The 24,329-nt window shown below is 54.4% G+C and carries 18 protein-coding genes; 9 read left to right on the top strand and 9 right to left on the bottom strand.

Features of this window, described 5'->3' with window-relative positions; all coding sequences use genetic code 11:
• Nucleotides 1-6 precede the first annotated feature (6 nt).
• Complete coding sequence (locus tag EAE_RS25555) at nucleotides 7-111, bottom strand: hypothetical protein (RefSeq protein WP_370429761.1); 105 nt, start codon at nucleotides 109-111, stop codon at nucleotides 7-9.
• A gap of 78 nt (nucleotides 112-189) precedes the next feature.
• On the opposite strand from EAE_RS25555, the gene EAE_RS11665 reads away from it, so the two are divergent.
• Nucleotides 190-2,580 (top strand): glucose/quinate/shikimate family membrane-bound PQQ-dependent dehydrogenase, encoded by a 2,391-nt coding sequence (locus tag EAE_RS11665; protein WP_015704425.1) that lies wholly within the window; start codon nucleotides 190-192, stop codon nucleotides 2,578-2,580.
• A 78-nt stretch (nucleotides 2,581-2,658) separates the two neighbouring features.
• Here the strand turns inward: EAE_RS11665 and cueO are convergent, their stop codons facing one another.
• Entirely contained in the window at nucleotides 2,659-4,254 is a 1,596-nt protein-coding gene (gene cueO, locus EAE_RS11660; RefSeq protein WP_015704424.1) for a multicopper oxidase CueO, read from the bottom strand.
• A 145-nt stretch (nucleotides 4,255-4,399) separates the two neighbouring features.
• On the opposite strand from cueO, the gene EAE_RS11655 reads away from it, so the two are divergent.
• The 5 genes from EAE_RS11655 (at nucleotide 4,400) to speD (ending at nucleotide 8,515) form a co-directional block, all read left to right on the top strand.
• Complete coding sequence (locus EAE_RS11655; RefSeq protein WP_015704423.1) at nucleotides 4,400-4,747, top strand: YacC family pilotin-like protein; 348 nt, start codon at nucleotides 4,400-4,402, stop codon at nucleotides 4,745-4,747.
• A gap of 264 nt (nucleotides 4,748-5,011) precedes the next feature.
• Entirely contained in the window at nucleotides 5,012-5,425 is a 414-nt protein-coding gene (locus EAE_RS11650) for a hypothetical protein (RefSeq protein WP_015704422.1), read from the top strand.
• Nucleotides 5,426-5,433: 8 nt separating this feature from the next.
• Nucleotides 5,434-6,714: an FKBP-type peptidyl-prolyl cis-trans isomerase N-terminal domain-containing protein gene (locus tag EAE_RS11645; protein WP_015704421.1), complete on the top strand. Its 1,281-nt coding sequence runs from the start codon at nucleotides 5,434-5,436 to the stop codon at nucleotides 6,712-6,714.
• Nucleotides 6,715-6,835: 121 nt separating this feature from the next.
• Entirely contained in the window at nucleotides 6,836-7,696 is an 861-nt protein-coding gene (speE, locus tag EAE_RS11640) for a polyamine aminopropyltransferase (protein ID WP_015704420.1), read from the top strand.
• A 24-nt stretch (nucleotides 7,697-7,720) separates the two neighbouring features.
• Nucleotides 7,721-8,515 carry an adenosylmethionine decarboxylase gene (gene speD, locus EAE_RS11635; protein ID WP_015368213.1) on the top strand — a complete coding sequence of 265 codons (795 nt, stop codon included), beginning with the start codon at nucleotides 7,721-7,723 and terminating at the stop codon, nucleotides 8,513-8,515.
• Between the two features lie 74 nt (nucleotides 8,516-8,589).
• Here speD and yacL read toward each other — a convergent pair whose 3' ends face one another.
• A complete protein-coding gene (gene yacL / locus EAE_RS11630) occupies nucleotides 8,590-8,952 on the bottom strand; it encodes a protein YacL (RefSeq protein WP_015368214.1) in 363 nt (120 codons plus the stop codon).
• A 186-nt stretch (nucleotides 8,953-9,138) separates the two neighbouring features.
• Nucleotides 9,139-11,736 carry a bifunctional aconitate hydratase 2/2-methylisocitrate dehydratase gene (acnB, locus tag EAE_RS11625; protein WP_015704419.1) on the bottom strand — a complete coding sequence of 866 codons (2,598 nt, stop codon included), beginning with the start codon at nucleotides 11,734-11,736 and terminating at the stop codon, nucleotides 9,139-9,141.
• A 355-nt stretch (nucleotides 11,737-12,091) separates the two neighbouring features.
• Between acnB and EAE_RS11620 the strand changes: the two genes are divergently transcribed.
• Nucleotides 12,092-13,741, top strand: coding sequence for a DUF3300 domain-containing protein (locus tag EAE_RS11620; protein ID WP_015704418.1), 1,650 nt, complete (start codon nucleotides 12,092-12,094; stop codon nucleotides 13,739-13,741).
• 10 nt (nucleotides 13,742-13,751) lie between these two features.
• A complete protein-coding gene (locus EAE_RS11615) occupies nucleotides 13,752-14,558 on the top strand; it encodes a DUF2950 family protein (protein ID WP_015704417.1) in 807 nt (268 codons plus the stop codon).
• Nucleotides 14,559-14,602: 44 nt separating this feature from the next.
• Here the strand turns inward: EAE_RS11615 and EAE_RS11610 are convergent, their stop codons facing one another.
• From EAE_RS11610 to pdhR, 5 genes are all read right to left on the bottom strand, one after another.
• Entirely contained in the window at nucleotides 14,603-14,887 is a 285-nt protein-coding gene (locus EAE_RS11610; protein WP_015704416.1) for a hypothetical protein, read from the bottom strand.
• Nucleotides 14,888-15,051: 164 nt separating this feature from the next.
• The gene (lpdA, locus tag EAE_RS11605; RefSeq protein WP_015368220.1) at nucleotides 15,052-16,476 is read right to left on the bottom strand and encodes a dihydrolipoyl dehydrogenase; all 1,425 of its coding nucleotides are present in this window, start codon (nucleotides 16,474-16,476) and stop codon (nucleotides 15,052-15,054) included.
• 206 nt (nucleotides 16,477-16,682) lie between these two features.
• Entirely contained in the window at nucleotides 16,683-18,575 is a 1,893-nt protein-coding gene (gene aceF, locus EAE_RS11600; RefSeq protein ID WP_015704415.1) for a pyruvate dehydrogenase complex dihydrolipoyllysine-residue acetyltransferase, read from the bottom strand.
• Nucleotides 18,576-18,589: 14 nt separating this feature from the next.
• Nucleotides 18,590-21,253 carry a pyruvate dehydrogenase (acetyl-transferring), homodimeric type gene (aceE, locus tag EAE_RS11595; RefSeq protein WP_015368222.1) on the bottom strand — a complete coding sequence of 888 codons (2,664 nt, stop codon included), beginning with the start codon at nucleotides 21,251-21,253 and terminating at the stop codon, nucleotides 18,590-18,592.
• A 140-nt stretch (nucleotides 21,254-21,393) separates the two neighbouring features.
• Nucleotides 21,394-22,173, bottom strand: a complete 780-nt coding sequence (pdhR, locus tag EAE_RS11590) for a pyruvate dehydrogenase complex transcriptional repressor PdhR (RefSeq protein ID WP_015368223.1) — start codon at nucleotides 22,171-22,173, stop codon at nucleotides 21,394-21,396.
• A gap of 645 nt (nucleotides 22,174-22,818) precedes the next feature.
• Between pdhR and aroP the strand changes: the two genes are divergently transcribed.
• Nucleotides 22,819-24,192, top strand: coding sequence for an aromatic amino acid transporter AroP (gene aroP, locus EAE_RS11585; RefSeq protein ID WP_161801884.1), 1,374 nt, complete (start codon nucleotides 22,819-22,821; stop codon nucleotides 24,190-24,192).
• The last annotated feature ends 137 nt before the right edge of the window (nucleotides 24,193-24,329 follow it).

Genomic DNA, 24,329 nt, shown 5'->3' with positions numbered 1-24,329 from the left:
TGATTCTTAGGATAAATCTTCAAAGCCGTTGCTTTCACATCGACGTTGACCGGCAAGCGATACAGTATACCAGCAAAACGAAATCTTCGGTGCAGTGAATAATAAAGCCATATTTGTGATTCCGATCACAGTTGTTAAATCCTATAATTAATTGCAGTTAAAAAATTAACAACTGAAGAGTGTCTTTCTATGGCAGAAACAAAATCTCAACAATCACGGTTACTTGTCACGCTGACGGCGCTGTTTGCCGCCTTCTGTGGCCTGTATCTGTTAATCGGTGGGGTATGGCTGGCCGCTATTGGCGGTTCCTGGTACTACCCTATCGCAGGCCTGGTGATGCTGGCCGTCACCGTTATGCTGTTCCGCGGCAAGCGCGCTGCGCTGTGGCTGTACGCCGCCCTGCTGCTGGCAACCATGATTTGGGGGGTATGGGAAGTCGGTTTCGACTTCTGGGCGCTGACGCCGCGTAGCGACATCCTGGTCTTCTTCGGCATCTGGCTGATTCTGCCATTTGTCTGGCGTCGTCTGCCGGTCCCTTCCGCCGGTGCCGTTGGCGGTCTGGTTATCGCCCTGCTGATTAGCGGCGGGATCCTGACCTGGGCCGGTTTCAACGATCCGCAGGAAGTGAACGGTACGCTGAGCGCTGACGCGACGCCGGCTGCGCCGATTTCTACCGTCGCCGATAGCGACTGGCCGGCTTATGGCCGCAACCAGGAAGGCCAGCGTTATTCACCGCTGAAGCAAATTAATACCGATAACGTGAAGAACCTGAAGGAAGCCTGGGTATTCCGCACCGGCGACCTGAAGCAGCCGAACGATCCGGGTGAAATCACTAACGAAGTGACGCCGATTAAAGTTGGCGACATGCTGTATCTGTGTACCGCGCACCAGCGTCTGTTCGCGCTTGACGCGGCCACCGGTAAAGAGAAGTGGCATTTTGACCCGCAGCTGAACGCCGATCCGTCGTTCCAGCACGTGACCTGCCGTGGCGTCTCCTATCATGAAGCCAAAGCAGATAACGCGCCTGCCGACGTCGTCGCCGACTGCCCGCGCCGTATTATTCTGCCGGTCAACGATGGCCGTCTGTTCGCGGTGAACGCCGACAACGGTAAGCTGTGCGAAACCTTTGCCAACAAAGGCATTCTCAACCTGCAAACCAATATGCCGGTAACCACGCCGGGTATGTATGAACCGACGTCGCCGCCGATTATCACCGATAAAACTATCGTCATTGCCGGCGCGGTAACCGATAACTTCTCAACCCGCGAGCCATCAGGCGTGATCCGCGGCTTTGATGTGAATACCGGTAAACTGCTGTGGGCCTTCGACCCGGGTGCGAAAGACCCTAATGCGATCCCGAGCGATGAGCATCACTTCACACTCAATTCACCTAACTCCTGGGCGCCTGCCGCCTATGACGCGAAGCTGGATTTAGTCTATCTGCCGATGGGCGTTACCACGCCGGATATCTGGGGCGGCAATCGCACGCCGGAACAGGAACGTTACGCCAGCTCTATCGTAGCGCTGAACGCAACCACCGGGAAACTGGCATGGAGCTACCAAACCGTACACCACGATCTGTGGGATATGGATATGCCGTCGCAGCCGACGCTGGCCGACATTGATGTGAACGGTAAAACCGTACCGGTGATTTACGCTCCGGCCAAAACCGGCAACATCTTCGTGCTGGATCGCCGTAATGGCGAGCTGGTGGTCCCGGCGCCGGAAAAACCGGTTCCGCAAGGTGCGGCGAAAGGCGATTATGTTGCTAAAACCCAGCCGTTCTCCGAGCTGAGCTTCCGTCCGAAGAAAGACCTGACCGGCGCAGATATGTGGGGCGCCACCATGTTTGACCAACTGGTGTGCCGCGTTATCTTCCATCAGATGCGCTATGAAGGTATCTTCACTCCGCCGTCTGAACAGGGCACGCTGGTCTTCCCGGGGAACCTGGGGATGTTTGAATGGGGCGGTATCTCCGTCGATCCAAACCGTCAGGTGGCTATCGCCAACCCGATGGCGCTGCCGTTCGTCTCTAAACTGATCCCACGCGGCCCGGGCAACCCGATGGAACCGCCAAAAGACGCGAAAGGCTCTGGTACCGAGTCCGGCGTTCAGCCGCAGTATGGCGTCCCGTTCGGCGTCACGCTGAACCCGTTCCTGTCGCCGTTTGGCCTGCCGTGTAAACAACCGGCATGGGGTTATATCTCGGCGCTGGATCTGAAGACCAACGAAGTGGTGTGGAAAAAACGCATCGGTACGCCGCAGGATAGTCTGCCGTTCCCGCTGCCTGTTCCACTGCCATTCAATATGGGTATGCCGATGCTGGGCGGGCCGATCTCAACCGCCGGTAACGTGCTGTTTATCGCCGCCACCGCCGATAACTACCTGCGCGCTTACAACATGAGTAATGGTGAAAAACTGTGGCAGGCGCGTCTGCCTGCAGGTGGCCAGGCGACGCCGATGACCTATGAAGTGAATGGCAAGCAGTACGTTGTCATCTCTGCCGGCGGTCATGGCTCGTTCGGTACTAAAATGGGCGACTACATCGTTGCCTATGCGTTACCGGATGACGCGAAATAAAACGCAAAACGGCAACGAAAGTTGCCGTTTTTTTGTTTGCCCCCTCCCCTATGGGAGAGGGCGGCAGGCCGCACACTCCTAAACGGTGAACCCCAACATCATCCCGGTGTCTTCATGCTCCAGTAGATGACAATGCGCCATATAAGCAAACTCTCTGGGCGCCTGATGATCGAACTTCACCAGCACTTCACTCACCCCGCCCTCCACTCTTACCGTATCCTTCCAGCCGCGACGATGCGCCGCTGGCGCCTGGCCATTTTCACTCAGAATACGGAATTGCGTGCCATGAATATGGAAAGGATGCAGCATCATGTCGCCCTTGCCGGAGATCAGCCAGCGCTCGTACTGCCCCCTGGCCGCGGCGAACATCGGCACATTCATATCAAAGGCTTTACCGTTGATACGGTTGGCGTTATGGAAATCGAAGCCCTTATCAGATGAAGCGCCATGTCCCATTCCGCCACCATGGTTCATATTCTTCATCTGACCGTGATTCATATTGCCCATGTCGCCATGATCCATCATCATCCCATGGTTCATACCGGACATCGCCTGGTCGCCATATTTCTTCATCAGCGCCTGCATGCCCATCATATCGAGCATCGGATCCATCGACAGCTGCAGCGTGTGCTGCGTCAGTCCCTCCAGTGACGGCAGCGCGGGCATCGCCGCCAAAGTATCGGGTAGCTTACCGGATGCCGGGATCAATAGCGGCTGTATACGGAGCACCGGCTGCGGCTTATCAAATGGCGCAATCGCCATCCCCATCTGGCTCACCGGCAGCGTCAGGAGATCAAATGCCTTTCCGTCGCGGGTATCAATCAATACCTCAAAGCGCTCGCCCATCAGTACCGGCAGTTCGCTCACTTTGACCGGTTCCGCCAACAGGCCGCCGTCGCTTGCTACTACATACATTGGGCGGCGATCGCTGGTAGCGAAATTCAGCGAGCGGGCATTACAGCCATTAAGCAGACGCAGGCGCAGCCAACCGCGCGGCGGAGCGTGTTCGGGATACAGCGCGCCGTTCGTCAACAGGGTATCGCCAAACCAGCCAACGGCGGCGCTCATGATATCGAGCTGATAATCTATTTCTCCATTGGCATTGAATCTTTTGTCCTGCACGATCACCGGAATATCATCAATTCCCCACTGCTTCGGCAGCAGTAATTGCCCGCTCTCGACATCTTCAATCAGCACCAAACCCGCCAGCCCCATAGCGACCTGACGGCCGGTTTTACCATGCTGATGGGGATGGAACCAGCAGGTCGCCGCTCGCTGCGTCGGCGTAAAACTCACCGTCCTTGAGGCTCCTGCGGCGATGACGCCCTGCGGGCCGCCATCGACTTCGCCAGGCACTTCCAGCCCATGCCAGTGGACCGTGGTCTCCTCCGCCAGGCGGTTATGAATATCTACCGTCACCGCTTCACCTTGCTTCAGCTTCAACGCAGGCCCGAGGAGGTTGCCGTTATAACCCCAGGTCGTCGCAAGATGCGGGCCAAACTGCGTCTTTCCGGCTTGAATCGTCAGCGTAATGCGATTGCGCGCGTCGGCGGTCAATAAATCCGGGACCGGCAAAGCCGGACGGCCAGCAGCGAATACCGAACGGCTCCAGAGCGGTAAGGCGCTGACCGCGCCAAGCGCGGCGCTTAATTTGATAAATTCACGACGTTGCATTTTCACATCCTTTTATTCTGCTGGTGAATATTTAAGCTTAAACCCTCCCGCAACGGGAAGGTCAAGCAGAAGCTTGTGAATAAAGCTCTGCGTGGTGTAAAGAAGTATGCTAACTTTGATTGTCCGTGTTTCAATGGTAGAAAAAATGAAGACGTTTTTCAGAACAATGCTGTTTGGCAGCCTGCTCGCCCTCTCCGCCAATAGCTATGCATTAAGTGAATCCGAAGCGGAAGATATGGCTGATTTAACGGCGGTATTTGTATTCCTGAAAAACGATTGCGGCTATCAAAATTTGCCAAATACGCAAATTCGCCGCGCGTTGGTCTTTTTTGCCCAGCAAAACCAATGGGACCTCAGCAACTACGACAGCTTTAATATGAAAGCATTAGGTGAGGACAGCTATCGCGATCTCAGCGGTATCAAAATCCCAACAGCCAAAAAATGCAAAGCTCTGGCCCGAGACTCCCTCAGCCTGCTGGCCTATGTGAAGTAAGCCTATCTGCAGCCGCGGCGATGCGGCTGCATCTGTGTATTCACGCCTCCCCCTCTCCACTAACATTGACGAAATATGAATTCATTAACCGGTATTTATATTTGACGCCCCCTGATACTATTTAGTTTTATTAATTAACCGTTAGCTTAATTTATCAGTAAAAATCACATTCAAGAGCAAACAATTCAACTCGTCATTTATTGCAAAGGCCATCAAGAAAATTAAAATCGCCAGTAACCTCTCTTATTGCAATGGAATGACATTTTGAATATCTCACCTTTTTTTCGCTTACTTCCGTTCGCGTTTATCATGCTAGTTGGCTGCCAGGCACATCGTCAGGCTAACACACCCATAACGCCACCAATCGCCATCGCCACCGATGCGCAACAGAATGAAAAGCTGCGGCTGGCCGCTGAACAGGAGCGGCTTAATGCCTGTCGCCAGGCTTTAGATTCGTTAAAAGAGGTTAATCCGAAAGAAGCCTCAAGACTGGGTAGTGAATTCACCGCGCTGATCGGTGCGGCGTCGCAATATAATTCAGTGCGTACGAAAGTCGCCGATCCCACCCGTCAGGGCATCGATTCCATGTATCAATTTAAATCCATCAAGCTTTGCGCCGATATTGAAAAGTCGCTGATCGATAGTCTGGTCATGCGCGGCGATAATGCGGTGAAGTGACAGGCGCTATGATAATTCGCCTTAATATAATGACGCTGGCCTTCCTTTTGCTGGCGTCCCTTTTTATTGGTCATGCGCAAGCGGATGACGGCGCGCCTGCGTTTCTCAACTATGTCCAGCAGCAGGAGAAAAAAGAGAAGAAAGAAATACCTCCGGCGCCGGAGGCCAGTAAACCCGTCAGGGCCCGCGACAACAACACGGCAGCGCTGCAAAAAAAACTGGCCGCGCAAAAAAGTCTCATTGCCGACAAAGATAAGACCATCCGCCAGCTGCAGGCACAGCTAAAATCACAATCTCCCGCCGTCACGCCAGCGCCGGTAGATAATTCAGCGTTGAATAAAACCATCGCACAGCTTCAGGGCCGGATAACCGCGCTGGACACGGAAAACAAGCGGCTTGTTCAGCAAGCCCTCACCTTCCAGCAGGAAAAAGCCGACGGCGCGGATAATCTCAAACGCTCTGCCGCCGCTCTGCAGGCGCAAACGGTAAAGCTCAACGCGCTGGAGACAGACAAGCAGGCCCTGAGCGATAAGCTGGCTGCGGCAATAGCGGAGAAGCAGAAGCTGAGCGCCGAACTCGCCGCAGTAAAAACCACCACCGCGGCAACCAAATCACCCGCGCTAAACCTCAGTAATGCCCCACAGCAGCAGGCATACTCCGTCGGTGTATCAATAGGGCAAGATGCGCTTAAAACGCTGTCCAGTCAGGCAGCGAAAGGGTTAAATCTGCAACAGGAGACCGTTATTAAGGGCATTAACGATGTTTTTGCCGGTAAGCTGGCGCTGGATGAACAAGCGCGCAATAAGGCGCTTTTCGACGTGTCGCAGCAGTTATACAAAAACATTGATAAAATTGAGCAGCAAACCCTCCGCGAAGGTAAAAAGTATCAGCAGCAATTTGCCGCGCAGAAAGGCGTTCTACTCAAAGGCGGGATCTATAGCCGCATAGATTACCCCGGCAAAGGTAAGGTCGGTGAAAACGATATCGTCACCGTCGTTATCAAAGAAAGCTTGATCGACGGTACCGTGATAAACGATATGGAAGCCGAAGATAAGGTCTGGTCACAGGCGCTAAGTCAGTATCCCGTGACCTTCCGTGAACCGCTTAAACGCCTGAATAACCATGGCGCCATCACTATCGTGGTTCCATCGGAGCGCGCCTACGGCAGCAAAGGGATCCCTGGAAAAATTCCGCCGGGCGCGACGATGGTGTATACCGTCCGAATTGTTGACGTCAGGCCCAATAGCGATCAACAACCCAAAACACCTGCGCCGAAAACCTCACGCTAGCGAGAGTTCAGCCAAACAGTAGAAGGTTCACTATTCGCCATATCAATCTCTATCTATAGTTGGCTATGATGGGGTGCCCGCTTTGTGGGCACCACAGAAGTTAACAAAGGAGGAGTAAGCCATGGCCGAGAGTAATCAGTGGCATGAGACGCTGCACGACCATTTTGGTCAATATTTTACCGTTGATAACGTGCTGTACCATGAGAAGACCGATCATCAGGATTTAATCATCTTCGAAAATGCGGCATTTGGCCGCGTGATGGCGCTTGATGGCGTGGTGCAAACCACCGAGCGCGATGAGTTTATTTACCATGAAATGATGACCCACGTTCCGCTGCTGGCCCATGGTCACGCAAAGCACGTGCTGATCATCGGCGGCGGCGATGGCGCGATGCTGCGTGAAGTCTCCCGCCACCAACATATCGAAACCATTACCATGGTGGAAATCGACGCCGGAGTGGTATCGTTCTGCCGCCAGTACCTTCCAAACCATAACGCCGGCGCCTATGACGACCCGCGCTTTACGCTGGTGATTGATGACGGCGTGAACTTCGTCAACCAAACGTCACAAACTTTTGATGTCATTATCTCCGACTGTACTGACCCGATCGGCCCCGGTGAGAGCCTGTTTACCTCGGCGTTTTATGCTGGCTGTAAACGTTGCCTGAACCCCGGCGGAATTTTCGTTGCCCAGAACGGCGTAAGCTTCCTGCAGCAGGATGAAGCGGTAGGCAGCCATCGCAAACTCAGCCACTATTTCACCGATGTCAGCTTCTACCAGGCGGCGATCCCGACCTACTATGGCGGTATCATGACCTTTGCCTGGGCGACCGATAATGAAGCCCTGCGTCATTTGTCGACGGAAATTATTCAGGCCCGCTTCCATAGCGCCGGGCTGCAATGCCGTTATTACAACCCGGCAATTCATACCGCGGCTTTCGCGCTACCGCAATACCTGCTGGACGCGCTGACCGCCAGCTAACCTGAAACGAGGAGGTGAACCAAATTGAAAAAGCTTAAGCTGCACGGCTTCAACAACCTGACTAAAAGCCTGAGTTTTTGTATTTACGATATCTGCTACGCTAAAACCGCCGAAGAGCGCGATGGCTATATCGCCTATATCGATGAACTCTATAATGCCAACCGCCTGACGGAAATCCTCTCCGAGACCTGTTCAATCATTGGCGCCAACATACTCAACATCGCACGCCAGGATTATGAACCGCAGGGCGCAAGCGTCACCATTTTGGTTAGCGAAGAGCCTATCGATCCGCAGCTTATCGATCAGAGCGAGCATCCGGGCCCGCTGCCTGAGACCGTGGTCGCACATCTCGATAAAAGCCACATCTGCGTGCATACCTATCCGGAAAGCCATCCGGAAGGCGGTCTGTGCACCTTCCGCGCCGATATTGAAGTCTCCACCTGTGGAGTGATTTCACCGCTGAAGGCGCTGAACTACCTGATTCACCAACTGGAATCCGATATCGTAACCATTGATTATCGCGTGCGTGGTTTCACCCGTGATATCAACGGCATGAAGCATTTTATCGATCATGAAATCAACTCTATTCAGAACTTCATGTCAGAAGATATGAAGTCGCTCTATGACATGGTGGACGTGAACGTCTATCAGGAAAATATGTTCCATACCAAAATGATGCTGAAAGAGTTCGATCTGAAACACTACATGTTCCACACCAAACCGGAAGAGTTAAGCGAACAAGAGCGCAAGGTGATTACCGACCTGCTGTGGAAAGAGATGCGGGAAATTTATTACGCCCGCAATATCCCTGCGGTGTAATGACTGAAATGCCCGGCGGCGCTTTTGCTTGCCGGGCCTACGGGGTTCCGCGCCGCCCGGCACCGAACGAATGATTAACGCTGCTGCATAAATTCACGGTATGCGGCAACCACCTGCAGGAAATCCTCCACGCCGCAAAGAGAGAGGCTCTCTTCGTCGTAGTAATTCATCCCCTCTTCCATTTCATCGCCGGAAAATTCCAGTTGGTTGGCACGGATCATCACTTCTTCGCCATCCAGCCACAACGTATATTCATGGCCGGCCCGCTGCCAGGAACGTTCACTGCCTTTCACGGTGCGCGCTGCCTGTTCCACTTCATCCAGAAGGGCCAGGTTATCTTTCACCTCTTCGTTGAACCAGTGACCAATCGCCTCGTGGTCCATCGACATTCGCACCTTTACCACACCGGTAATATCGCGCAGAAATTCGTAATCCATAATCTTTTCCTCTGCAAGGGCAATGCGTCACCGCTGCACTGTACCCATAACCTAATTATCGCAGCAGACAGGAAGAAAAAAAGCGCAACGGGTGGGAGGTTTAAAAATAAAAATGCCCGCTGATGCAATGTTCAGCGGGCATTGGAGAGTTTGTAGCCAAACGGTCAGCCGGGCTGACCGAACGGATTACACGGCGGTCTGGAAGATCACGCCGTCAGCTTTTTCAGTGTACTGATCCAGCTGGTTAAAGTTCAGGTAGCGATAGGTATCTTCCGCCGTCTTATCAACCTGAGCGACGAAGGTCTGATACTCTTCCGGCGTCGGCAGTTTGCCCAGCAGAGAAGCGACCGCCGCCAGTTCGGCAGAGGCCAGATAGACGTTGGCGCCGGTACCTAAACGGTTCGGGAAGTTACGGGTAGAGGTCGACACGACCGTCGCGCCGTCAGCCACGCGCGCCTGGTTGCCCATACACAGGGAACAGCCAGGGATTTCGATACGCGCGCCGCTCTTACCAAACACGCTGTAGTAGCCTTCTTCAGTCAACTGCGCGGCATCCATACGGGTTGGCGGCGCCACCCACAGGCGAGTCGGCAGTTGGCCTTTGTGGCTGTCCAGCAGTTTACCGGCAGCACGGAAGTGGCCAATGTTGGTCATGCAGGAACCGATAAACACTTCGTCGATCTTCTCGCCCTGCACGTCTGACAGCAGACGCGCATCGTCCGGATCGTTCGGAGCGCACAGAATAGGCTCTTTGATATCCGCCAGATCGATGTCGATCACTGCCGCGTATTCCGCATCAGCGTCGGCTTCCAGCAGTTGCGGATCCGCCAGCCATTTTTCCATGCCCTGGATACGGCGCTCCAGCGTACGGCGATCGCCGTAACCTTCCGCGATCATCCACTTCAGCAGGACGATGTTGGAGTTCAGATACTCGACGATCGGCTCTTTGTTCAGCTTGATGGTACAACCAGCAGCAGAACGCTCGGCGGAAGCATCGGTCAGTTCAAATGCCTGCTCGACTTTCAGATCCGGCAGACCTTCGATTTCAAGGATGCGGCCAGAGAAGATGTTTTTCTTCCCTTTCTTCTCAACGGTCAGCAGGCCCTGCTTGATAGCATACAGCGGGATGGCGTGAACCAGGTCGCGCAGGGTAATACCCGGCTGCATTTTACCTTTGAAGCGCACCAGTACTGATTCCGGCATATCCAGCGGCATCACGCCGGTCGCGGCGGCGAAGGCCACCAGACCTGAGCCCGCCGGGAAGGAGATACCAATCGGGAATCGGGTATGGGAGTCGCCGCCGGTACCTACGGTATCAGGCAGCAGCATACGGTTCAGCCAGGAGTGGATAACGCCATCGCCCGGACGCAGTGAAACACCGCCGCGGTTCATGATGAAGTCCGGCAGAGTGTGGTGCGTGGTGACGTCAACCGGCTTCGGATAGGCTGCAGTGTGACAGAAGGACTGCATCACCAGGTCAGCGGAGAAGCCCAGGCACGCCAGGTCTTTCAGCTCATCGCGGGTCATTGGACCGGTGGTGTCCTGAGAACCGACGGAGGTCATTTTCGGCTCGCAATAAGCGCCCGGACGGATACCGGCAACGCCGCAGGCGCGGCCAACCATTTTCTGCGCCAGAGAGAAGCCGCGGTTGCTTTCCGCCACATCTTTCGCATGACGGAAGACGTCGCTGTGCGGCAGACCCAGCGCTTCGCGCGCTTTGGTCGTCAGTCCGCGACCAATGATCAGCGGAATACGGCCACCGGCGCGCACTTCGTCGATCAGTACATCGGTTTTCAGTTCGAAGCTTGCCAACAGCTCGTTGGTTTCGTGGTTACGCACTTCGCCTTTGAACGGGTAAACGTCAATGACGTCGCCCATGTTCAGGTTGCTCACGTCCACTTCAATAGGCAGCGCGCCCGCATCTTCCATGGTATTGAAGAAGATAGGCGCAATTTTGCCGCCCAGGCACAGGCCGCCGCCGCGCTTGTTCGGTACGTTCGGGATATCGTCGCCCATGAACCACAGCACCGAGTTGGTGGCGGATTTACGCGAAGAACCGGTACCGACAACGTCGCCAACGTAGGCCAGCGGGAAGCCTTTCTGCTGCAGCGCTTCAATTTGTTTAATCGGACCGACTGCGCCCGGCTGATCCGGCTCAATACCTTCACGCGCGTTTTTCAGCATCGCCAGAGCGTGCAGTGGGATATCCGGACGGGACCAGGCATCAGGCGCCGGAGACAAGTCATCGGTATTGGTTTCGCCGGTAACTTTGAAGACGGTAACGGTAATTTTTTCCGCCAGTTGCGGACGGTTCAGGAACCACTCGGCGTCAGCCCAGGATTGCATAACCTGTTTAGCGTATTCATTACCCGCTTTGGCTTTCTCTTCTACGTCATAGAAGTTATCGAACATCAGCAGGGTATGGGACAGCGCTTTCGCCGCAATCGGCGCCAGTTTGGCATCTTCCAGCGCTTCAATCAGGGGATGAATATTGTAACCGCCCTGCATGGTGCCCAGCAGTTCAACGGCTTTTTCAGGGGTAACCAGTGGGGAGGTCGCTTCGCCTTTAGCGATAGCGGCAAGGAATCCGGCTTTAACATAGGCGGCTTCATCGACGCCCGGCGGTACACGGTTGGTAAGCAGATCTAACAGGAATTCATCTTCACCCGCGGGCGGGTTTTTCAGCAGTTCTACCAGCGCGGCCATTTGGGTTGCGTCTAAGGGTTTGGCAACAATCCCCATGGCGGCACGCTCAGCTACGTGCTTACGGTATTCTTCTAGCACGACGGTTCTCCTCGCTCTCATTGTAAAATGCGGTAGGCGATTTTCTTCACGCTCCTGTGAGACAGCAGTTTGTAGGGTAAATGCCCGATACCGCGAGGGCAGCATAGCAGGATTTTTGAAGGGTGTTAATCTGTTTACAAAAAAGCAACATTAAAATTTAGCTGAATCGTTAAGGGCAGGATATTGCAGGCTTTCTGTTCAAATGCTGGTAGATAAATTTATTTCTGTTACAGATTTAATGTCAGGATCCCAACAAAAATCAAAAAAAACAATATCGTCTTCATATACTCCCGTAACGTACCGTTTTCGCCGATACTTGAGCGAGATGGGTAACATTTCTGTGTCAGGAGCTTCCATGTCACTACCGTTCAAACCCCATATTATCGCCCTGCTCTGCAGCGCCGGCTTACTCGCGGCGGCGGGAACGCTATATGTTAAAAGTCGTACCCCAGAGACTATCGCTGAAGCGCCGGTGACGGGGCAGCCTGTGCCAACGTCAGCACCAGCGACTGCGCCAGCGCAACCTGTCGCCGCCACCTATACCCAGGCGCAAATCGACCAATGGGTCGCGCCAATCGCGCTCTACCCGGACAGTTTACTCTCGCAGGTACTGATGGCCTCCACCTATCCGGACAACGTCATGCAGGCGGTGCAGTGGTCGCAGGATAACCCGTCGATGAAAGGCGACGCGGCCGTGCAGGCCGTTGCCAACCAGCCGTGGGATCCGAGCGTTAAATCCCTCGTCGCTTTTCCCGCCCTGCTGGCAATGATGGGCGAAAACCCGCCGTGGGTAGAAAACCTTGGCGATGCATTTTTAGCCCAGCCGCACGACGTGATGGATTCCGTACAGCGCCTGCGCGCTATTGCCCAACAAACCGGAACATTAAAATCCACACCGCAACAAAAGGTGACCGTCACGGCCGCCGCGCCGGCCTCTTCGAGGTCATCGAATAGCAGCACGGTATCAACCTCAACAACCTCAACAACCTCAACGCCATCGCCAGCGCCTTCGCAGATCATCAAAATTGAACCGACCAATCCGCAGGTGGTATACGTTCCAAGCTATAACCCTTCGACCGTCTACGGCAGTTGGCCGAATAGCGCCTATCCCCCGGTCTATCTGCCGCCGCCTCCTGGAGAGCAGTTCACCGATAGCTTCGTCAAAGGTTTTGGTTACAGCCTTGGCGTCGCCACCACCTGGGCGCTCTTCAGCAGCATCGACTGGGATGATGACGATGATTACCATCATCATGATGACGATTACCATCACGGCGGTTACCAGCACAATGGCGATAACATCAATATTAATGTGAATAATTTCAACCGCATTACCGGGCAGAATCTGCCGGGTAACCATGTTAACTGGCAGCACAACCCCGCCTATCGCGGCAACGTGCCTTATCCGAATAATAATGTCGCCCAGCGCTATCATCAGACCAATGTGCCCGGCGGACTCAGCGCAACCCAGCATGCGCCGGTCGATCGCAATGCTCAACGGCAAGCGGCGATGACGCAGCTCCAGCATCCCAACGCCCCTGCCGCCAGCGCAGGCAAACTGGCGGCCACTAGCGCCTCGCGCGATGCGCAGCGTCAGGCAGCCTCTCAGCAATTGAAGCAGGCCACCCAGCGCAGCAGCTACCGTGGCTACGACAGCACGCCGACGCCTGCCAAACAGCAGCGTCGCGAAGCGGCGAAAACGCAGCTGCAACACCCAACGCCACAGCAGCAACAGCATCGCGAGGCCGTGAAGAGCCACGTGCAGAATCCAACGCCTCAGCAACAACAGCGCCGTCAGCAGATTCACTCCGCGACGCCGGCCCAACGTCAGCAAGCTGTGAGCACGGTACGCGCCAATGCCTTAAGCGGCAACGAAAGTCGCTCCCCCTCCTGGCAATCACAGCAGGCGCGCGGGCTGCAAAGCCGTAATATTTCCGGCTTGAGCAGCGAACAGCGCGGCGCCGCCAGAGAGCGTCTTTCCGAACATCATGAATTGCGTCGTCGCTGAGGATGAGCAGATGAGAAAACCATTACAGATCGCCCTATTATCGCTAATGCTGTCGCCGCTCGCCACCTTCGCCCAGCAACCGTTCCCCACGCCGGAGAAAGCCGCAAGCGCGCTGGCCGATGCGCTCAATCATCGTGATAAAGCCGCGCTCAATAATCTGCTCGGCGATAACTGGCAGCAGTTTTTACCCACCGATGGTATTGATCCCAATGCCGTCGACCGCTTTCAGCGCGACTGGCAGGTGAAACACGTCATTGTCCAGCAGGGTAATAGCGCCTGGCTTGATGTCGGTAGTGAAGCGTGGCGGTTGCCGATTCCCATTGTCAAAGATGAACAGGGCTGGCGTTTTGATATGGCGGCCGGAGAAGATGAAATTCTCACACGCGCCATCGGCCGCAATGAACTGTCGGCAATTGCCGCCATGCACGCCTACGTTGATGCCCAGCAGGATTACTATCAAATGAATCATCGCTGGGCGCAAAAAATCATCAGCAGCGAAGGCAAAAAAGATGGCCTGTACTGGCCAACCTCACCGGGCGAAACGCCCAGCCCGCTGGGGCCGGCCTTTAGCCCGACGGAGCCCGGCGCCGGTTATCATGGCTACCGCTTCCGCATTATCGCCGATAACGATAACCAAGGCGTCGCCTTACTGGCCTGGCCGGTGGAATGGGGAGAAACCGGGGTGATGAGCTTCATGATCGATCAGAATGATCGAGTCTGGCAGGCGAACCTGGGCGAAGAGAGCGCGACGAAAGCGCAGGCAATTACGCATTTTGCCCCCGATTCAGCAGCGGGATGGCAGCCGATCAATCAATAAAAAAATGCCCGGTTGCGCGATAGCAACCGGGCACTCTCTTATGCTTAGCCCTGGTGCGGCATCAGCTCCGGATAACCGGCAAAAGCAGGTTTCTGACTGGTCAGCGCCGCTTCATCCGAGCTGATGCTCCCGGAATTCGCCGCCCACACCCCTTCATTCGTCTTCGTCACCAACTGATGCTGCGCATTCAGATCCTGGCCCATCGCCGCAATATGGGTACTTTCGGTACCGCCGCTGTTCGCCGCCCATGGAATGGTTGCATCAGCCGCGCAGGCCATACCGGATACGAACATCGTGGCTAACAGCGCCGTGGTCAATAAGCGTTTCATCTCACACCTCAGATACATAATTAACTACCTATTAGTTTACTGGGTGACTATTTTCAAAGTATGTATGAGGTGTAGCGGTTTGTGAACAGGGACATAGTTCTAAACATTAGCGATAAAAAAAGCGGCTCTTAGAGCCGCTTATGCATTTTAGCTGAAAGAAAAAGTTACTTTTTCTTCGCTTTCGCGTTTGGCAGGTCGGTAATGCTACCTTCGAAGACTTCTGCCGCCAGGCCAACGGACTCATGCAGAGTCGGGTGAGCGTGGATAGTCAGCGCGATGTCTTCAGCGTCGCAGCCCATTTCGATAGCCAGACCGATTTCACCCAGCAGCTCGCCGCCGTTGGTGCCGACAATCGCGCCGCCGATAACACGGTGGGTCTCTTTGTCGAAGATCAGTTTGGTCATACCGTCTGCGCAGTCGGAAGCGATAGCACGGCCGGAAGCAGCCCACGGGAAGGTGGCGGTTTCGTAGCTGATGCCTTTCTCTTTCGCTTCTTTCTCAGTCAGGCCAACCCATGCCACTTCTGGCTCGGTGTAGGCGATGGACGGGATCACTTTCGGATCGAAGTAGTGTTTCAGGCCGGAGATAACTTCTGCGGCAACGTGACCTTCGTGTACGCCTTTGTGCGCCAACATCGGCTGACCGACGATATCGCCGATAGCAAAGATGTGCGGCACGTTGGTGCGCATTTGTTTGTCAACGCGAATGAAGCCGCGATCGTCAACTTCCACGCCGGCTTTGCCTGCGTCGAGGTTTTTACCGTTCGGCACGCGGCCGATAGCTACCAGCACCGCGTCGTAACGCTGCGCTTCCGCCGGGGCTTTTTTGCCTTCCATGGAAACGTAAATACCGTCTTCTTTTGCTTCAACGGCAGTCACTTTGGTTTCCAGCATCAGGTTGAATTTCTTGCTGATACGCTTGGTGAAGACTTTAACCACGTCTTTGTCGGCAGCCGGGATAACCTGGTCGAACATTTCAACCACGTCAATCTCTGAACCCAGCGCATGGTATACGGTACCCATTTCCAGACCGATGATACCGCCGCCCATAACCAGCATGCGTTTCGGTACAGATTTCAGTTCCAGAGCGTCGGTGGAATCCCAAACGCGCGGATCTTCATGCGGGATAAACGGCAATTGAATCGGACGGGAGCCCGCCGCGATGATCGCGTTGTCGAAGTTAATCACGGTTTTGCCGTTTTCGCCTTCAACTTCCAGGGTGTTAGCGCCGGTGAATTTACCCAGACCGTTAACAACCTTCACTTTACGACCTTTGGCCATGCCAGCCAGACCACCGGTCAGCTGAGTGATAACTTTTTCTTTCCAGGTGCGGATCTTGTCAATGTCGGTTTTCGGTTCGCCGAAAACGATGCCGTGTTCGGCCAGCGCTTTCGCTTCTTCGATAACTTTAGCAACGTGAAGCAGTGCTTTAGAAGGGATACAACCCACGTTCAGGCAAACACCGCCCAGAGAGCTGTAACGTTCTACGATGACGGTTTCCAGACCTAAATCAGCGCAACGGAAGGCTGCAGAGTAGCCTGCAGGACCTGCCCCAAGTACCACGACCTGAGTTTTGATTTCAGTACTCATCATGACCTCTGTAATTTATATCCGGCGGGTCTGACGCTTTTATTATTACGCCCAAGTCCACCGGGACGTTCTATCCGCGTGTATTTTACAAAATTGTTAACAATTTTTAAACAACAAACGGCAAACGATTTTGTCCTTTGTTGCTGATAATCCTCAACTGCCTGAGGTTATCAGAAAAAAGCCGGCCGTCAGGCCGGCTTTTTCGCTTACATCACCAGGCGGCGAATGTCGCTCAAGGTGTTGTTAATGATGGTAATGAAGCGGGCACCATCAGCACCGTCGATGACGCGGTGGTCGAAGGACAGAGAGATCGGCAGCATCAGACGCGGAACGAACTCTTTACCATTCCATACCGGCTCCATCGCGGACTTAGACACGCCCAGGATGGCCACTTCCGGCGCGTTAACAATCGGCGCGAAGTGGGTAGTACCCAGGCCGCCGATGCTGGAGATGGTGAAGCAACCGCCCTGCATTTCGCCAGCAGTCAGCTTGCCATCGCGCGCTTTCTTCGAGATGGTGGTCAGCTCGCGAGACAGCTCGGTGATGCTCTTCTTGTTCACGTCTTTAAAGACCGGAACCACCAGACCGTTCGGAGTATCAACCGCCACACCGATGTTGATGTATTTCTTCAGCGTCAGGCGCTGACCGTCTTCGGACAGCGAGCTGTTGAAGCGCGGCATCTGCTCAAGCGCAGCGGCAACGGCTTTCATGATGAAGACCACTGGGGTGAATTTCACGTCCAGTTTGCGCTTCTCAGCTTCGGCATTCTGCTGCTTGCGGAACGCTTCCAGATCGGTGATATCGGTTTTGTCGAAGTGCGTAACGTGCGGGATCATCACCCAGTTACGGCTCAGGTTAGCGCCAGAGATTTTCTGGATACGACCCAGTTCCACTTCTTCGATTTCGCCAAACTTGCTGAAGTCAACTTTCGGCCATGGCAGCATGCCCGGCAGACCGCCGCCTGCGGCAGCAGCCGGTGCGGATTCAGCGCGTTTAACCGCTTCTTTCACGTAAGCCTGAACGTCTTCGCGCAGGATACGACCTTTACGGCCGGTCCCTTTCACTTTCGCCAGGTTTACGCCGAACTCGCGCGCCAGGCGGCGAATCAGCGGAGTCGCGTGAACGTAAGCTTCGTTTTCAGCGAATTCGGTTTTACCTTCTGCTTTCGCAGCCGGCGCGGCAGCTTTCTGAGCCGGTGCAGGTGCAGCAGCCGGTGCCGGTGCCGCGGCCTGAGCCGGAGCAGCAGCAGGCGCGGCGCCTTCCACTTCGAAGACCATGATCAGAGAGCCGGTGGATACTTTGTCGCCGGTGCTGATTTTGATCTCTTTAACGGTACCCGCGAACGGCGCCGGAACTTCCATAGAAGCTTTGTCGCCTTCGACGGTGATCAGTGACTGCTCAGCAGCCACTTTATCGCCAACTTTTACCATCACTTCGGTAACTTCAACTTCGTCGCCGCCGATATCCGGTACGTTAACGTCTTTCACGCCAGCCGCTGCAGCTGGTGCCGCGGCAGCCGGAGCGGCAGCCTGTGCCGGAGCGGCTGCAGGCGCAGCGCCCGCCACTTCGAAGATCATGATCAGGGAGCCGGTGGACACTTTGTCGCCGGTGTTGATTTTGATCTCTTTAACGGTACCCGCGAACGGCGCCGGAACTTCCATAGAAGCTTTGTCGCCTTCGACGGTGATCAGGGATTGCTCAGCGGCAATAGTGTCGCCCACTTTAACCATGATCTCGGTGACTTCAACTTCATCGCCGCCGATATCCGGTACGTGAACTTCTTTCGCTGCGCTTGCCGCCGGCGCTGCTGCCGGTGCCGGAGCAGCCGCTTTCTCTTCCTGCGCAGGTGCAGCGGCTGCTGCACCTTCGGCGGAATCGAAAATCATGATCAGTTTGCCAGTCTCGGTTTTGTCGCCGACGGAGACTTTAATCTCTTTCACGACGCCAGCCTGCGGAGACGGAACTTCCATAGAGGCCTTGTCGCCTTCTACGGTGATCAGCGACTGTTCAGCTTCAACTTTGTCGCCAACTTTGACCAGGATCTCGGTGATTTCAACTTCATCAGCCCCGATGTCCGGTACTTTGATTTCGATAGCCATTATTCTCTTACCTCTTACGCCAGACGCGGGTTAACTTTTTCTGCATCGATGTCGAATTTAGCAATGGCGTCAGCCACAACTTTCTTATCGATTTCACCACGTTTAGCCAGTTCGCCCAGCGCCGCAACGACCACGTAGGAAGCATCAACTTCGAAGTGGTGACGCAGGTTTTCACGGCTGTCGGAACGACCGAAGCCATCGGTACCCAGTACGCGGTAATCATCAGCCGGTACGTAAGTACGAACCTGCTCGGCGAACAGTTTCATATAGTCAGTGGATGCTACAGCCGGAGCGTCGTTCATCACCTGAGCGATGTACGGTACGCGCGGAGTTTCCAGCGGGTGCAGCATGTTCCAGCGTTCGCAATCCTGGCCATCACGCGCCAGTTCGGTGAAGGAGGTGACGCTATACACGTCAGAACCTACGCCGTAATCTTTCGCCAGGATCTGCGCTGCTTCACGAACGTGACGCAGGATAGAACCGGAGCCCAGCAGCTGAACTTTACCTTTGCTACCTTCGAGGGTTTCGAGTTTGTAGATACCTTTACGGATACCTTCCTCGGCGCCTTCCGGCATGGCCGGCATGTGGTAGTTTTCGTTCAGTGTAGTGATGTAGTAGTAAACGTTCTCTTGCGCTTCGCCGTACATACGTACCAGACCGTCATGCATGATGACAGCGACTTCGTACGCGTAAGACGGGTCGTAGGAGATACAGTTCGGGATAGTCAGCGACTGAATGTGGCTGTGACCATCTTCGTGCTGCAGACCTTCGCCGTTCAGCGTAGTACGACCGGAAGTACCGCCAATCAGGAAGCCGCGAGCCTGCTGATCGCCAGCCGCCCAGCACAGATCGCCGATACGCTGGAAGCCGAACATCGAGTAGTAGATGTAGAACGGAATCATCGGCAGGTCGTTGGTGCTGTAGGAGGTCGCAGCAGCCAGCCAGGATGCGCCTGCGCCCAGCTCGTTAATACCTTCCTGCAGAATCTGGCCTTTCTCGTCTTCTTTGTAGTATGCAACCTGCTCACGGTCCTGCGGGGTGTACTGCTGGCCGTTCGGGCTGTAGATACCGATCTGACGGAACAGACCTTCCATACCGAAAGTACGCGCTTCATCGGCGATGATCGGCACCAGACGATCTTTGATCGACTTGTTCTTCAGCATCACGTTCAGGGCACGAACGAAAGCGATAGTGGTAGAGATTTCTTTGTTTTGCTCTTCCAGCAGCGCGCTGAAGTCGGCCAGGGTCGGCAGCTCCAGTTTCTCAGTGAATTTCGGCTGACGAGTCGGCAGGTAGCCGTTCAGCTTTTCACGTTGAGCGTGCAGGTAAGTGTGCTCTTCAGAACCTTCCGGGAAGGTCACGTACGGCAGTTTTTCGATATCGGCATCAGCCACCGGCACGTTGAAACGATCGCGGACGTAGCGAACGCCGTCCATGTTCATTTTCTTAACCTGGTGCGCGATGTTTTTACCTTCCGCGGTGTCGCCCATACCATAACCTTTAATGGTATGCGCCAGAATCACGGTCGGCTGGCCTTTGGTTTCCTGCGCTTTTTTCAGTGCAGCGTAGACTTTCTTCGGATCGTGACCGCCACGGTTCAGGGCCCAGATCTGCTCGTCAGTCCAGTCGGCAACCAGCGCGGCGGTTTCCGGATATTTACCGAAGAAGTGCTCACGAACGTAGGCGCCGTCTTTGGATTTGAAGGTCTGGTAGTCGCCGTCAACGGTTTCGTTCATCAGCTGAATCAGCTTACCGCTGGTGTCTTTACGCAGCAGCTCATCCCAACGACCGCCCCAGATAACCTTGATAACGTTCCAGCCAGCACCACCGAAGATGCCTTCCAGTTCGTTAATGATTTTACCGTTACCGGTGACCGGGCCGTCCAGACGCTGCAGGTTGCAGTTGATGACGAAGACCAGGTTATCCAGTTTTTCACGGGTCGCGATGGTGATAGCGCCTTTAGATTCCGGCTCATCCATCTCGCCATCGCCCAGGAAGGCGTAAACGGTTTGCGCAGAGGTGTCTTTCAGACCACGGTGTTCCAGATATTTCAGGAATTTAGCCTGATAGATTGCGCCCAACGGCCCCAGCCCCATTGATACGGTCGGGAACTGCCAGAATTCCGGCATCAGTTTCGGGTGCGGATAAGAGGACAGACCATTACCGTGAACTTCCTGACGGAAGTTGTTCATCTGCTCTTCAGTCAGACGACCTTCCAGGAAGGCACGTGCATATACGCCCGGAGAGATGTGGCCCTGGAAGTAAACCAGATCGCCGCCGTCTTTCTCAGTGCGCGCACGGAAGAAGTGGTTGAAGCAAACTTCGTAGAAGGTAGCGGAAGACTGGTAGGATGCCATGTGGCCACCCAGCTCCAGATCTTTCTTCGATGCGCGCAGAACGGTCATGATGGCGTTCCAACGGATCGCTGAACGAATACGGCGTTCCAGCTCCAGATTGCCCGGGTATTCCGGTTCATCTTCAACGGCAATAGTGTTGACGTAATTATGCGCTGCCGCACCGGCCGCTACTTTCACGCCGCCTTTGCGGGCCTCAGAAAGAAGCTGGTCGATCAGATACTGAGCACGCTCAACACCTTCTTCACGGATGACCGATTCGATCGCCTGTTGCCAGTCGCGAGTTTCGATCGGATCCACGTCATTCTGGAAACGTTCTGACATGGGGGTATTCCTTATCTATCTAATCGTTGATTTAACTGGAACCTGTCCCATTGAACTCTTTAGCGTTTCACTCTGATGAACAACCAAGAATTCAATAAGACAGGTTCTGCGTTTAGTTGCCGCGCTCTAAAAAATGGCGCTTAAGAACCGGAGTTCTCGTCCTTTCGTTGCTGTAAACGACGCAGTGAACGTTCTCTACGACTCTGTTCACGGCTACGATCCAGCAAAATTTCCTCAATGAACGCCAGGTGACGGTGCGACGCCTCACGCGCCTGCTCCGGCTCCCCGGCCATTATCGCCTCGAAAATGCGAGTACGATGGTTGCTGACCAACGGGAGCATTTCCCGGCGGGCATACAGCAATTCAAAGTTCTGACGAACGTTCTGTGCCAGCATCGGCTCCATACACCTTAGCAGATGGAGCAACACCACATTGTGCGCCGCTTCGGTGACGGCGATTTGGTACTGGACGACAGCGCCGGATTCGGCGTCGAGATCGCCGGACTGTTGGGCCCGCTCAATGGCTTGATGCAGCTCGCGAATACGGTCGCGATCTTCATCATTGCTGCGCAGCGCCGCGTAATAAGCCGCGATGCCTTCCAGCGCGTGACGGGTTTCCAGCAAATCGAATTGGGATTCAGGGTGGTCGGACAGGAGCTCGACCAACGGGTCGCTAAAGCTCTGCCACAGGCTGCTTTGTACAAAGGTTCCACCGCCCTGGCGACGAAGCAACAGGCCCTTGGCTTCGAGGCGTTGAATCGCCTCACGGAGCGAGGGACGGGAAACGTCGAACTGTTTTGCCAGTTCGCGTTCAGGCGGGAGTTTTTCACCGGGGCGCAACGTCCCCTCAAGAATCAGAAACTCCAGCTGCTGCTCTATCACATCAGAAAGTTTTGGTTGGCGGATCTTGCTGTAGGCCATATTCCCTGTCTCTGCCATTCGCCCGGAGTCAATTGGTCTTACCAATTTAAAGTTCGTAGCGCTAAAGTAACAAAGTATTCACCTCCTGTCCATACAGGTTTTGATTGAAATCAGTAAACCTGGCCTTTTTTAACAACCTTACAGAAATAACGTTTCAGAAATGTAACCTTGCACAAAACTTACATTTACCCAGCAAGGGGTAGCATTAACTTTATATAAACGAAAAATTACGCTTTCTGAACCGATTCAAGAAGCGAAAAAGTGCATTTATAAACCAATAAAGTGAATAGATAACCAATAAAGGGTAGCGGTGGCGGTGGTAAGAAAAAATGACAAACGGTGTCTTTTTGTTCGTTCCGTCATCATCCCTTCATAAAGCAGGTGCATTCGCACGCCCTTACCATTATTCTGCATCAGGCGAAAGGTCTTTGAGGGAATTTCCGCTTTGCTTTCCGTAAAGAAATCAATACAAAAATGGAATTTCATAATTACACAAACACAACAATGTGTGCGTTGCGTCACTCGGGTAAAAACTGGCCTCAAACACCTTGAAATTAGCTAACTATGCTATTTGGCAGAGACGGACAGCAAAGCAGCAACCTGAAGGATGAAGCGTATAAACATAATAACCACACACGAGGTTTCATGATGGAAGGTCAACAGCATGGCGATCGACTCAAGCGCGGCTTGAAGAACCGCCATATACAGCTCATTGCGCTAGGAGGCGCTATTGGTACGGGCTTATTCCTGGGTAGTGCGTCAGTGATTCAATCTGCAGGTCCTGGTATTATTCTCGGCTACGCTATCGCCGGGTTTATCGCCTTCCTGATCATGCGTCAACTCGGCGAGATGGTCGTCGAAGAACCGGTGGCCGGTTCATTCAGCCATTTTGCTTATAAATACTGGGGCGGCTTTGCCGGCTTTGCCTCCGGCTGGAACTATTGGGTGCTGTATGTGCTTGTCGCCATGGCGGAGCTGACCGCCGTGGGCAAATATATCCAGTTCTGGTGGCCGGAAATCCCTACCTGGGCCTCCGCGGCGGTCTTCTTCATCGCCATTAACGCCATTAACCTGACCAACGTAAAAGTGTTCGGCGAAATGGAGTTCTGGTTCGCGATTATTAAAGTCGTCGCGGTAGTGGCCATGATTCTGTTCGGCGCCTGGTTGTTGTTCAGCGGCAACGGCGGCCCGCAGGCGACGGTCAGTAACCTGTGGGATCAGGGCGGTTTCCTGCCGCACGGCTTCACCGGGCTGGTAATGATGATGGCGATCATTATGTTCTCCTTCGGCGGCCTGGAACTGGTGGGTATCACCGCGGCGGAAGCGGACAACCCGGAAAAGAGCATCCCGAAAGCCACTAACCAGGTTATCTACCGTATCCTTATTTTCTATGTAGGCTCCCTGGCCGTGCTGCTCTCACTGCTGCCGTGGACGCGCGTCACCGCCGATACCAGCCCGTTCGTCCTGATCTTCCACGAACTCGGCGACACGCTGGTGGCAAACGCCCTCAACATCGTAGTGCTGACCGCCGCGCTCTCGGTTTACAACAGCTGCGTATACTGTAACAGCCGTATGCTGTTCGGCCTGGCGCAGCAGGGTAATGCGCCGAAAGCGCTGCTGACCCTCGATAAACGCGGCGTACCGGTCAACACCATTATGGTATCCGCCGTAGTCACCGCGCTGTGCGTGCTGATCAACTACCTGGCGCCGGAATCGGCGTTCGGACTGCTGATGGCGCTGGTTGTCTCCGCGCTAGTGATTAACTGGGCGATGATTAGCCTCGCGCACATCAAATTCCGTCGCGCCAAGCAGCAGGAAGGCGTGAAAACACGTTTCCCGGCGCTGTTCTACCCGTTGGGTAACTGGGTATGCCTGCTGTTTATGGTCGCGGTACTGGCCATCATGCTGATGACCCCGGGGATGGCGATTTCGGTGTGGCTGATACCGGTATGGATTGCCGTTCTCGGCGTTGGCTATCTGTTTAAACAGAAAAGCGCCGGCGTCGTAAAAGCACAATAATACATCTCGTCACGCCGTGTCCGTCCTTTAGCGACGGGCACGGCGCATTGTTATCTGCTTCACACTTTCCTTCCTGTAACAGTTTTATCCATATCGATGACGGATTACTGCAACGTAATTCCCGACGCTAAGACCAA

The sequence above is a fragment of the Klebsiella aerogenes KCTC 2190 genome (assembly GCF_000215745.1).
Taxonomy (GTDB): domain Bacteria; phylum Pseudomonadota; class Gammaproteobacteria; order Enterobacterales; family Enterobacteriaceae; genus Klebsiella; species Klebsiella aerogenes.
This window is presented reverse-complemented; position numbering and strand designations above follow the sequence as displayed.

Coding starts and splice junctions, on each gene's coding strand:
- EAE_RS11655 (WP_015704423.1), top strand. CDS start 4,400: ATGAAGACGTTTTTCAGAACAATGCTGTTTGGCAGCCTGCTCGCCCTC.
- pdhR (WP_015368223.1), bottom strand. CDS start 22,173: ATGGCCTACAGCAAGATCCGCCAACCAAAACTTTCTGATGTGATAGAG.
- lpdA (WP_015368220.1), bottom strand. CDS start 16,476: ATGAGTACTGAAATCAAAACTCAGGTCGTGGTACTTGGGGCAGGTCCT.
- EAE_RS25555 (WP_370429761.1), bottom strand. CDS start 111: ATGGCTTTATTATTCACTGCACCGAAGATTTCGTTTTGCTGGTATACT.
- EAE_RS11615 (WP_015704417.1), top strand. CDS start 13,752: ATGAGAAAACCATTACAGATCGCCCTATTATCGCTAATGCTGTCGCCG.
- aroP (WP_161801884.1), top strand. CDS start 22,819: ATGATGGAAGGTCAACAGCATGGCGATCGACTCAAGCGCGGCTTGAAG.
- aceF (WP_015704415.1), bottom strand. CDS start 18,575: ATGGCTATCGAAATCAAAGTACCGGACATCGGGGCTGATGAAGTTGAA.
- aceE (WP_015368222.1), bottom strand. CDS start 21,253: ATGTCAGAACGTTTCCAGAATGACGTGGATCCGATCGAAACTCGCGAC.
- EAE_RS11645 (WP_015704421.1), top strand. CDS start 5,434: ATGATAATTCGCCTTAATATAATGACGCTGGCCTTCCTTTTGCTGGCG.
- EAE_RS11620 (WP_015704418.1), top strand. CDS start 12,092: ATGTCACTACCGTTCAAACCCCATATTATCGCCCTGCTCTGCAGCGCC.
- EAE_RS11665 (WP_015704425.1), top strand. CDS start 190: ATGGCAGAAACAAAATCTCAACAATCACGGTTACTTGTCACGCTGACG.
- EAE_RS11610 (WP_015704416.1), bottom strand. CDS start 14,887: ATGAAACGCTTATTGACCACGGCGCTGTTAGCCACGATGTTCGTATCC.
- cueO (WP_015704424.1), bottom strand. CDS start 4,254: ATGCAACGTCGTGAATTTATCAAATTAAGCGCCGCGCTTGGCGCGGTC.
- speE (WP_015704420.1), top strand. CDS start 6,836: ATGGCCGAGAGTAATCAGTGGCATGAGACGCTGCACGACCATTTTGGT.
- yacL (WP_015368214.1), bottom strand. CDS start 8,952: ATGGATTACGAATTTCTGCGCGATATTACCGGTGTGGTAAAGGTGCGA.